General features: G+C 59.2%; 4 protein-coding genes and 1 pseudogene. 3 read left to right on the plus strand and 2 right to left on the minus strand.

Going from position 1 to position 6,557, the window contains the following annotated elements; genetic code table 11:
• Positions 1-48 precede the first annotated feature (48 nt).
• Complete coding sequence (aspS, locus tag HMPREF2884_RS07035) at positions 49-1,821, minus strand: aspartate--tRNA ligase (protein ID WP_070616395.1); 1,773 nt, start codon at positions 1,819-1,821, stop codon at positions 49-51.
• Between the two features lie 407 nt (positions 1,822-2,228).
• Between aspS and HMPREF2884_RS09510 the strand changes: the two are divergent.
• A pseudogene (locus HMPREF2884_RS09510) lies at positions 2,229-2,414 on the plus strand (type IV toxin-antitoxin system AbiEi family antitoxin domain-containing protein); the annotation flags it as partial.
• A 378-nt stretch (positions 2,415-2,792) separates the two neighbouring features.
• Complete coding sequence (locus tag HMPREF2884_RS09380; RefSeq protein WP_231840307.1) at positions 2,793-3,185, plus strand: endonuclease domain-containing protein; 393 nt, start codon at positions 2,793-2,795, stop codon at positions 3,183-3,185.
• Positions 3,186-3,420: 235 nt separating this feature from the next.
• Here the strand turns inward: HMPREF2884_RS09380 and hisS are convergent, their stop codons facing one another.
• A complete protein-coding gene (hisS, locus tag HMPREF2884_RS07045; RefSeq protein ID WP_070616400.1) occupies positions 3,421-4,782 on the minus strand; it encodes a histidine--tRNA ligase in 1,362 nt (453 codons plus the stop codon).
• Between the two features lie 302 nt (positions 4,783-5,084).
• Between hisS and HMPREF2884_RS07050 the strand changes: the two genes are divergently transcribed.
• Complete coding sequence (locus tag HMPREF2884_RS07050; protein WP_049327232.1) at positions 5,085-6,353, plus strand: DUF349 domain-containing protein; 1,269 nt, start codon at positions 5,085-5,087, stop codon at positions 6,351-6,353.
• Positions 6,354-6,557 lie beyond the last annotated feature (204 nt).

Below are 6,557 nucleotides of genomic sequence, written 5' to 3' on the forward strand. Positions count from 1 at the left end.
CACAGCCTCACACCCCCTACGGGGCGCACGACCAAAGACTAGAGAAGATTACTCCTCGTCCTTCTTCTTCGGCTTGAAATCAACGCCAGCTTCCTTACGCTGCTCCGGAGTAATCGGTGCAGGAGCCGCAGTCAGCGGATCAAAACCGTTACCGGTCTTCGGGAACGCAATAACCTCGCGGATCGAATCAACGCCAGCCAGCAGAGACACAATACGGTCCCAACCGAACGCAATACCACCCATGGGCGGTGCGCCGTACTTGAACGCATCCAGCAGGAAGCCGAACTTCTCCTGAGCCTCTTCCTCGCCAATGCCCATCACAGCGAATACGCGTTCCTGCACGTCACGGCGGTGAATACGGATCGAACCGCCACCAATCTCGTTACCGTTGCAGACAATGTCGTAAGCGTAGGCCAGGGCCGAACCCGGGTCGGTGTCGAAGGTGTCCATGAACTCGGGCTTCGGGGAGGTGAACGCGTGGTGCACAGCAGTCCACGCGGAGTGACCCAGAGCCACGTCACCGGACTCAGTAGCCTCAGCAGAAGACTCAAACATGGGAGCGTCAACAACCCACACGAAGGACCACTCGCCGTCCTTAATCAGGCCGGTACGGTGACCAATCTCAACACGAGCAGCACCCAGCAGCGCACGGGAAGCCTTAGCCTCACCAGCAGCGAAGAAGATGCAGTCGCCGGGCTTCGCGCCGGTAGCCTCAGCCAGGCCAGCACGCTCAGCGTCAGTAATGTTCTTAGCAACCGGACCGGTCAGCTCGCCATCCTCCTGAATGAGGACATACGCCAGGCCCTTAGCTCCGCGCTGCTTAGCCCACTCCTGCCAAGCGTCCAGGGTACGGCGAGGCTGAGAAGCACCACCGGGCATGACCACAGCACCCACGTAAGGAGCCTTAAACACGCGGAAAGTGGTGTCCTTGAAGTACTCGGTCAGCTCAGTCAGCTCCAGACCAAAACGCAGGTCAGGCTTGTCCGAACCGTACTTCTCCATCGCATCCTTGTAGGTCATGCGCTGAATCGGGCGGGGAACCTTCACATCAATCAGGTTCCACACAGCCTCAACGATGCGCTCGCCCAGCTCAATGATGTCTTCCTGATCAACGAATGAAGCCTCAATGTCCAGCTGAGTGAACTCAGGCTGACGGTCCGCACGGAAATCCTCGTCACGGTAGCAGCGAGCAATCTGGTAGTACTTCTCAATACCGCCCACCTGCAGCAGCTGCTTGAACAGCTGCGGGGACTGCGGCAGAGCATACCAAGAACCCGGAGCCAGACGAGCCGGCACCAGGAAGTCACGCGCACCCTCAGGGGTGGAACGGGTCAGGGTCGGGGTCTCAACCTCAATGTAGCCGTCCTCGGCCAGCAGGTTGCGTGCCGCACGGTTCGCTTCCGAACGCAGGCGCATGATGCGAGCCGGCTCCGGGCGGCGAAGGTCCAGGTAGCGGTAGCGCAGGCGCGCCTCCTCACCCACCTCAACGTGCTCGTCAATCTGGAAAGGCAGCGGAGCGGCAGTGTTCAGCACCTCAACGGCGGACACCTCAACCTCAATCTCACCGGTAGCCAGGTTCGGGTTCTCATTACCCTCCGGGCGCTTAGTCACCAGACCGGTCACGCGCAGAACGTACTCGTTGCGCAGGTGCTCAAAGTCAGCCTCATTGTGGAAAACACACTGGGTGACACCCTCACGGTCACGCAGGTCGACGAAAGCGACACCACCGTGGTCGCGACGGCGAGCCACCCAACCGGTCAGGGTAACAGTCTCTCCAATATTTGCGGCGGTCAGCTCGCCGTTGGTGTGAGTGCGAAGCACAGACATTCCTTTCATAGCGGGCACCTCACGACTATAGACAGTAGCCGGGTACACGCGGTTGATGATATGCGCACACTGCGTGCGCCTCATATATTGTATCCCCTCCGGGCAGGTCGATGGCGGGTCGGGGCAAGTCAGGCACCAGAAAATGGGGTGCGGAGGCGGGATGCGGGTAGGGCGGCAGGTTCGTGGGTGTCTGCGGTCGATAGGTTAGTGTCTTCGCCATGGGTCTTTAACCCGGGGTGAAGGCATTAACCTATCGAAAAGCCACTACCCTATCGAAGTATTACCGGGGAATCCACTCCGCATGCCTGTGGACAAACACTTTTTCGGTAGAATCCGCGAAGTTATCCACAGATTTCACAAACAAGCCCCACAACCTCACACAGCCTGCCAGGATAAAGCCTATGAACACCGTAACTATTCCGTGGCAACGCGTCCCAAACGTACTACCGGCTACACCAGAAATTACCCGCGCCGCAGAACTGCACCCATTCGTGCTGAACTCCCAGATGCTCAACCTGCGAGGAATCGGGCCAAAACGCATTCGCAAGCTAGTGGCGGAAGGGTCTCTGCAACGTATCCAGCGAGGAGCCTATATTTACACCCGCGATGCCCAAGCGCTCACCCCCGAAGAGCGGCTAACGGTACGGTGCATCGCTGCTCAGATGATGGGTCTTCAAGGAATCTTCTCCCACACATCAGCCGCGGCGCTATGGGGACTTGATGTACTCTCTGTTCCCCAAATGATAAGCGTGTATAGCTGTAGTCATAGCACCTCTGACAAGGGAAGAATCACCCGGCATTACAGCGCCCCTGGCCCCGAGGAAGTCACCAGGTTGCCGGGCACATCCATCATGGTTACGACGGTGGCTCGCACGCTGCAGGATTGTGCTCGCAGCATGCCCTTTCGGGAGGCGGTGGTCCTCGCTGACTCCATCATGCGGCGGAAACTCTTGGAACCCCACGAGGTGACTGAGATTCTACTGAACCTCACCGGGTACGGCGGCTCCGCCGGGCCTCTCCTGGCGCAGGCGGTGGATGCATCCAGCGAGTCGGCTGGTGAAAGCCTCACCCGGTGCCTACTCATGGAGCACAGGCTGCCCCTCCCCGTAACGCAGTACCCGATTTCATGCGAAGGCCGTAACTATCGAGTGGACTTCACCTGGCCCGAGGCGCGCGTCATTCTCGAGTTCGACGGCGAACAGAAATACGTGGACCACCCCGGCAGGGACCGCTACGAAGCCACCCGCGACCGTGCTCTAACCCGCGCCGGCTGGACGGTCGTACACCTCACATGGGCTGACATCTTTCAAAAAGAGCGGGAAGTCATCACCCACTTGCGGAAACTACTCTTGAGATAAAGCGAGGAAACGCCTCAGTCGATAGGTTAGCGCCTTCACCCCGGGTTAAAGACCCACGGCGAAGACACTAACCTATCGAAAATCTGGGCTCACACAAAAGACCCGCCCGGCAGGGAGGTCAACATCCTCCCCACCAGGCGGGTACACATCCATATGCAGGCTACAGTAACCAAATTATTACAGCAGCCAGATAATACTGCAACCAAACACCGCAGGCATTACAGGCCCCTAATGTTTACAGGCCCTCAGCACGTACAATCTGAACGTGCTGATCCTCAGCCGGCGGCATCCACGAAGCCGGATCAGCAGCAACCTGCTCACCCGAACGGATATCCTTCACCTCGTGAACCGGGGCACCCGACTCATCCGAAGAGATAAACCACACGAACGGAATGCCGCGCTTCTCAGCGTACTTAATCTGCTTACCGAACTTCGCCGCATTCGCAGACACCTCGCAGGCAATACCGCGGGCACGCAGCGCATCGGCAACATCATTCGCAGCGGACCAGCCCTCATCATTCGTCAGGGCAACAAACACAGCCGAAGGCACCTTGCGGCTCGCCTGCGCAAAACCCTGCGACAGAATACGAGCCACCACACGAGTCACACCAATAGACAGGCCAACACCCGGGTACGTCTTCTTACCATTCGAGGCCAGCGACTCATAACGGCCGCCCGAGCAAATCGAACCCAGCGACTCGTGACCAACCAGAACAGTCTCATACACGGTGCCGGTGTAGTAGTCCAGACCGCGAGCAATCGACAGGTCAGCCAGCACCTTACCCGGCGCACGGCGAGCCGCCTCCTCAATGACCTCAGCCAGCTCAGCAAGACCCTGATCCAGCAGCTCATGCTCCACCGAATACTTAGCCGCAAGCGCACGCACCTGCTCCACGAAAGAAGCATCCTCAGTGCGGATCTGCGCCAGCTCCAGGGCGGCAGCAGCAGCATCCGCGCTCGCACCAGCCTCAGCCTGCAGCTCCTCAGCCACACGCTCAGCACCGATCTTCTCCAGCTTGTCAATAGAACGCAGAACAGCCGCAGTATCAGTCAAACCCAAGCCCAGGTAGAAACCCTCAGCCAGCTTGCGGTTATTCACACGCAGCTTGAACTCAGGAATCGGCAGCTTCGACAGCGCATCAACAACAACCAGTGCCAAGGTCACGTCGTAACGGAACGGCAACTCGCCATCGCCAACCACGTCAATATCAGCCTGAGTGAACTCGCGGGCACGACCCTCCTGCGGACGCTCACCACGCCACACCTTCTGAATCTGGTAACGCGAGAACGGGAAATTCAGGTAACCGGCATTCTCCACCACGTAACGGGCAAACGGCACGGTCAGGTCAAAGTGCAGAGCCAGCTTTTCCTTAGCCTTCGCAGCCTCGTCCTCCTGCAGGCGAGAAATTGCGTACACTTCCTTGTCAATCTCACCCTTGCGCAGTAGCTGCTCAATAGTCTCTACCGAACGAGTCTCAATCGGAGAGAAACCGTGCAACTCAAAAGTCTCACGCAAAGTGTCCAGAACATGATTCTCAACCAACCGCTCAGCCGGAAGATACTCGGGAAAACCAGACAGCGAAGCCTTGCGAGCCATACGCGATACTCCTTGACAAAGAACTCGACAACAAAACCCCCGGAACACCTCCGGGCATATCTACCCATCATACCAACACCCACCCCAGCACAGCACCCACTCCCCCAGCTCACCCAACACAAACCTACGCAAACCCGCAGCCGGCAGGTTCGCCCACAACACAACACGACCAGACACTACTCACACACACCCCACAGAGGCTATGCTTAGGAGGTGCACACGCACACCCAAACGGGTGCCCACCACGGGGAACAGCGCAAAGGCGCCCACCCCCAGCACCCCCGAGTGAAAGAGTTATAGCGGTGACTACCAAACCCGACGACACTGTAAACCTCGAAAAGGCACGCCAGTACGGCCGCGTCTCCGAGGACGGCCACGTCTTCGTCATTGTCGACGGCGAAGAATACGCCGTAGGCCAGCTGCCCGGCGCCTCCGAAGAAGAAGCGCTCAGCTACTTCGCCCGCAAGTTTGAAAACGTCGAGGCGCAGGTTGCCCTGCTCGAATCCCGCCTCGCCAACAACGCCCCCGCCGCAGACCTGCAGAAGGGCATCACCTCCATCGGTGCACAGATTGGTGTGCGCAACATGGTCGGTGACTACTCCGGCCTGCAGAAGCGCCTCATCTCCCTCGCAGAGCAGATCGCTGAACTCGGCGAAAAGCAGCAGCAGGCACGCACCGAAAACCGTGAACGCGCCCTCGCCGTCCGCGAAGAAATCGTCGCGGAAGCCGAGCAGATTGCTGGCCAGGACCCCGACCAGATCCACTGGAAGAACTCCCACTCCCGCATGAACGAACTGTTCGAAGCGTGGAAGAAGGCACAGCGCGAAATTCACCTGGCAAAGAGCGTAGAGGACGAGCTGTGGAAGCGTTTCCGCGCAGCCCGCACCACCTTCGACCGCAACCGCCGCGCACACTTCTCGCAGCTCGACGACCGCAACGCACGCATCAAGCGCGCCAAGGAAGAGCTGATTGCACGTGCGGAGGAGCTGTCCACCTCGACTGACTGGTCTGAGACTTCCCGCGTATACGGCGACCTGATGCGCGCCTGGAAGCAGGTACCCCGCGGCCACCGTCGCGAAGACGACAAGCTGTGGGCACGCTTCCGCGCGGCACAGGACGTGTTCTTCAACGCCCGCAACGAAGCCGAAGCAGCGCAGGACGCAGTCTACGCCGAAAACCTCAAGGTCAAGGAAGCACTGCTCGAAGAAGCACGCGCACTCCTGCCCGTCGAAGACATTGAGGGTGCAAAGGCAGCCTTCGAGAAGATCCTGGACCGCTGGGATGCGGCAGGCCGCGTACCCCGCAACGACCTGCGCCGCGTCGACGGCGAACTGCGCCGTATTCAGGACGAAATCAACGGCGCCGAAGAGGCAAAGTGGAAGCGCAACGACCCCGCCAAGGCGGCACGCGCGAACTCCCTGCTCGCACAGATCGAGGACTCCCTCGCCGAGCTGGAAGCAGAGCTCGCCGCAGCTGAAAAGGGCGGCGACTCCAAGAAGATCGCCAAGGCTAAGGAAGCTCTGGAGGCGCGCCGCGCCTGGGCAGCAACCCTGCAGGGCTTCGGCAACTAGGGTCTAGCCGACGGTCTAAATAACGGTCTAATTAACGCCGAGAAGCCACATGTGTTTCGAAAAGCCACTTTTTGGTGGCTTCTCGAAACACATGTGGCTTCTGCGTGTCTGCGGGGGTTATATTCGCGCCCCCACCCGATGCAGATGGAGGGCGCACCGGGTTCATGGATTTTCGATAGGTTAGTGACTTTAATGCGGGTTAAA

This window comes from Rothia sp. HMSC073B08, assembly GCF_001812975.1.
Taxonomy (GTDB): domain Bacteria; phylum Actinomycetota; class Actinomycetes; order Actinomycetales; family Micrococcaceae; genus Rothia; species Rothia mucilaginosa.

What these genes read in the sequence shown, in the direction of transcription:
- hisS (WP_070616400.1), bottom strand. Translation starts at nt 4,782, where the DNA reads ATGGCTCGCAAGGCTTCGCTGTCTGGTTTTCCCGAGTATCTTCCGGCT.